A 2,523-nucleotide genomic window follows, 5' to 3' on the forward strand; every position below is an offset into this window, starting at 1 on the left:
CAACAAGAACCAGCCAAGCCATACGAGGCAGCCGGCGAAGGCGGAATCGGCCTGGCCGGCACCGCCCGTCGCCAAGCCCGAGCCCTATCAACCCGCGCCGCCGCCTGCCGCCAAGGTCGAGCCAAGCTGGCAAAGGTCGACGCCGGCGCCTGCCCAGCCGGCTCGCGCCGACACGCCTCTTCCAGGCATGAACGCCGAGGAGGCGGACGACGAGGCCGATGTCTTTTCCAGCAACGAAGACAATGAAGAGCCGGTACCGGATACCTTCCAGCGCCTGCGTCCCGCCGAGCGCAAGCGCAGCTATGGCGGGCTGATCGCGGCCGTCTTCGCACTGCTGGTCGTTGCCGGCGGCGGCTACGGCATCTGGCTGAACAAGGACGCCTTCGGCAAGATGCTGGGGCTTGGCGGCAATCAGGTAGCGAAAACCGAACCCGTGAAGCCAGCGCCGGCCAAGCCGGCAACCGATGCCGCGGCAGCGCCGCCGGCGCCCGCGGCTGGCGGCACGGAAGCCGAAAGCACGAAATTCACCCAGCGGCTGACACCGCAGGGTGGTGAAGTCGACCCGGGTCCGGCCGGTGGCCAAAGCGGCATCGGCGAAGGCGAATCGGTCGCGGCGCTGACCACCCCGCCCTCGGCCCCGAACGCACCGGCGATTTCCGCACCGGCCGCCGGTACGCCTGCCGCGACTACGCCTCCGGCGACAGATGCCGCCCCCGCAACGCCGCCTGCCAACGGAGCAGCGCCTGCAGCGCCGGCCGGTGCTGCCGGCACGCCGCCAGCACCGGCAGGTGCCGCGCCGCCCGCCCCGGCGGCTGCGCCTGCGGAAGCCGCTCTGCCTGTCGGCCAGAAGGCGATCTTCTATGAGGAGCGCACCAGCACCGCCCAGGGCTCCGCCGAGCCCGGCAACATCGTCTGGTCGCTGGTGCAGGAATCGCCCGGTGGCGACCTGCCGCCGGAGCCGGCGATCCGCGCTGAGGCGACCATTCCCGGCAAGGACATCCAGTTGCGCATGACCATCCGCCGCAACACCGACCAGACGCTGCCGGCCAGCCATATCATCGAGATGATCTTCCTGACGCCCGACGGCTTCGAGGGCGGCGGTGTCGACAACATCCTGCGCGTTGCCATGAAGGCTTCGGAGCAGGATGCCGGCAGCCCGCTGATCGGCATTCCGGCCAAGATTGCCGACGGCTTCTTCCTCGTCGCGCTCAACGACACCAAGGCCGACGAAGACGCCAACATGACCTTGTTGCGCGGCCAGGACTGGATCGACGTGCCGGTGGTCTACAAGACCGGACGGCGGGCGTTGCTGACCATGGAAAAGGGCATTCCCGGAGAGAAGGTGTTCGACGAGGCAATCAAGGCCTGGCAGGCCAAGACGGCAGGCTGAGACGCTGTAGCCGCCGTTCAGAAGCCCTGGAACAGCATGTCGAGCGCAGCGACGATGTCGTCGTGGTGCTTGATCAGGTTCAGCCGACTTTCGCCCAATTCGCTGGCAGAAACGGTGGCAACCAGGTGTGTTGCCATAACGAGCTTTCGACCGTTGATCTCAAAAATCGGATGAAGCTTTCGCATCGGCGGTGGCACCATTGCGACCGGCAGAAGCGGCACGACCACCCGCGTCTTGAAATTGTCGAGCAGCTCTGACTGAACGTCGAGCACATAGCTGCCTTCGATGCGACCGGCGAAGACATCATAGCGGGGCATCAGAACTGCCGGTACTCTTCCAGCGGGATGCCATGTTTCTCGATATAGTCGTTCCACGCGTCCATCGTGGCGCGGTTCTCAAGCTTCCACAGTCGCGTTTTTTCGGCAGCCACCGCCTCCGCGATGCCGGCCTCCGCAGCGCGCGAGACATTCACGTCAAGTCCCTTGGCTTCCCTCATGAGGTTCGAATCGATCGACAGATTTGCTGGCTGACGGGTCGCACTCAAGGCAATTTTGCGCATAATAGCCTCCGCAACATGCGCATAATATATGCGCATTTCTGTATGGAGGCAATCAGGCGGTTCTAGCTGCAGGTAGGGGCGCTCGGCCCCTTCGCTATGGCTCCGGGCGTTCGTCGCTTCAATCGACAAATCGTCGTCGATTGATCGGCCTACGGCCGAAACACTCCTCACCCCTCCATCTCCTCGCGCAACATCTCCAGTTCCAGCCATTCTTCCTCGAGCGCGGCCAGCGTCGCGCGCTCCTTGTCGAGGGCGGCGATGGTTTTCTGGAACGAGGCCGGATCGCGCTCGTAATAGGCCGGATCGGCGATGTTGTTCTCCAGCCTCGAGATCGAGGCCATCACAGCTTCGATTTTCTTCGGCAGGGATTCCAGTGCGAATTTCTGCTTGAACGACAGTTTCTTCGCCGGCCCTTTTGGCGCGGCGGCTTCGCTCTTGCCTGACGCGGGCGCCTCGCCATTTTCGGCTCTCGCCCGCGCCTTGCGGTCGTCCAGCTTCGTGCCGCCGCGCTGCGCCAGCATGTCGGAGTAGCCGCCGGCATATTCGATCCAGCGGCCCTCACCATCCGGCGCGA

3 protein-coding genes and 1 pseudogene are annotated in these 2,523 nt (G+C 65.0%); 1 reads left to right on the top strand and 3 read right to left on the bottom strand.

Annotation, left to right across the window (positions count from 1 at the left end):
* Window positions 1-1,390 (top strand): hypothetical protein (locus EN879_RS31735; protein ID WP_127274515.1); only part of this gene is annotated, 1,390 nt, incomplete at its 5' end.
* Between the two features lie 17 nt (window positions 1,391-1,407).
* Here the strand turns inward: EN879_RS31735 and EN879_RS31740 are convergent.
* From EN879_RS31740 to EN879_RS31750, 3 genes and pseudogenes are all read right to left on the bottom strand, one after another.
* Window positions 1,408-1,707: a CcdB family protein gene (locus tag EN879_RS31740; protein ID WP_063169193.1), complete on the bottom strand. Its 300-nt coding sequence runs from the start codon at window positions 1,705-1,707 to the stop codon at window positions 1,408-1,410.
* Window positions 1,707-1,949, bottom strand: a complete 243-nt coding sequence (locus EN879_RS31745; protein ID WP_063170355.1) for a type II toxin-antitoxin system CcdA family antitoxin — start codon at window positions 1,947-1,949, stop codon at window positions 1,707-1,709. Before EN879_RS31745 ends, EN879_RS31740 begins: the two co-directional genes overlap by 1 nt.
* Before the next feature lie 167 nt (window positions 1,950-2,116).
* A pseudogene (locus tag EN879_RS31750) lies at window positions 2,117-2,523 on the bottom strand (ABC transporter ATP-binding protein); the annotation flags it as partial.

The sequence above is a fragment of the Mesorhizobium sp. M7A.F.Ca.AU.002.02.1.1 genome (genome assembly GCF_003998535.1).
GTDB classification, from domain to species: Bacteria; Pseudomonadota; Alphaproteobacteria; order Rhizobiales; family Rhizobiaceae; genus Mesorhizobium; species Mesorhizobium ciceri.

Excerpts from the sequence above, each read along its gene's own strand:
- EN879_RS31740 (WP_063169193.1), bottom strand. The coding sequence starts at position 1,707 with ATGCCCCGCTATGATGTCTTCGCCGGTCGCATCGAAGGCAGCTATGTG.
- EN879_RS31745 (WP_063170355.1), bottom strand. The coding sequence starts at position 1,949 with ATGCGCAAAATTGCCTTGAGTGCGACCCGTCAGCCAGCAAATCTGTCG.